Raw genomic sequence first — 1,511 nt, forward strand, 5'->3', positions numbered from 1 at the left:
GACCGCGACGAGACTCAAGGCCACGGCGGTGACCACACGCGACTGCACGACGCGACCGCGACGAGACCCGAGGCCACGGCGGCGACCACACGCGACCGCAAGACGTGACCGCGACGAGACCCGAGACCGCGGCGGTGACCATCACGCGATCGCGAGGGGCGGCAGGCGGGCGACGTGCTCCGTGGCGGCCGCCCCCATCCGGATCAGCCGGCGGGGGCCGGCCTGCGGTCGGGGTGGGCCGGGTCGAGGGTGAAGAGGGTGCCGTCCGAGGCCGCCAGGACCAGGGCGCCCCGGTGGAACCACACCTCGGGCAGGAGCCCGCTGTCGAGCACCTCCGCCCGTGCCGAGGACTCCCACAGCAGGGTGCCGCGGACCGCGTCGAGGGCGGCCACCCGGCCGCTGCCGCCGGCCAGGCAGACAGTGCGCCCGCTCGGGTCCACGGAGACCGCGCCCGGCGTCTCCAGGGTCGTGTGGCTGCGCCACAGCCGCTCGCCCGTCACCGGGGAGACGGCGGTGACCAGCCCGCTGGACGTGGCGAAGTAGAGGGTGCCGTGCGCCAGGGAGGGGGTCCCTCCCCGGTAGCGCTCGGGGAGCTTCGTCACCGAGCGGCCGGCGGTGTCCGGGTCGACGCGCACGATCCGGGTGTAGATCAGATCGGGGCTGTTGGTGACGGGCCGTTCGTCCGACTCCACGAACAGCAGCCGCCCGTTCTGGACCCCGACGAAGCTGCCCTGCTGCGCGGGGGACTCCAGGACGCGGTCGGAGGTGCCGGTGGGGTCGACGACGAGGAACCTCGTGGCGTGGGAGCCCTCGGCGCGGGAGGCGCACTGCACGTAGGGGCGGTCGGCGACGGCGAGCGGCGAACAGTCGTACCCCACCGGAAGGGGGATCCGCCGGCGCACCGTGCCCTGGCGCGCGGAGCGGACGGTCACGGTGGTGCCGTCTCCCTCCTGAGTCAGGGTCAGTCCGGCCGCGTAGGCCGAGCCGAGGCTGTCGGTGCGCACCGGGTGTGACCAGAGTTCCCGGCCGTCGGCGGCGTCGAGTGCCAGGACGGACTGGGACCGTCCCCGGCCGTCGTCGCCGGTGATCGTCAGTTCCACCAGGACCACGCCCTCGTGAGTGCCGAGGACGGTCGTGACATACCGGTCGGCCGGAAGGGAGGCCGGGGTGATGCCGGAGCGCCACAGGGTGCGTCCGGTGGTGGCGTCGACGCGCTCGGGCAGGAGTGCGCTCCCGGCGCAGTAGAGGGCCTCGTCGTCCGGTACGCAGGCCGGTGCTCTGTCGCCCTCGTACCCCGGCGCCTTCTTCACCCCTCGTTCGGCGTCCGCGTACGCGGTCGTCTGCCACGGTTGCCAGCCTGCGGGCAGGGAGCTCCAGCGGGCGGCGGGTGCGGAATCCACCCGTGCGGTGGCGTCACCGTGGCCGGGGGCGAGCAGGAGGTATCCCGTCAGGGCCGCGGCGAGGACACCGCAGGCGGCCAGGACCGTACGGGCGGTACGCCGGCGGGGGAG

Annotated in this window: 1 protein-coding gene; it reads right to left on the minus strand. The window is 74.7% G+C overall.

The features are described 5' to 3' along the window. Positions 1 to 203 precede the first annotated feature (203 nt). Positions 204 to 1,511: PQQ-binding-like beta-propeller repeat protein (locus tag GT045_RS03205; protein WP_161333230.1), on the minus strand; the 1,308-nt coding region annotated here is incomplete at its 5' end.

The sequence above is a fragment of the Streptomyces sp. SID486 genome (genome assembly GCF_009865385.1).
Taxonomy (GTDB): domain Bacteria; phylum Actinomycetota; class Actinomycetes; order Streptomycetales; family Streptomycetaceae; genus Streptomyces.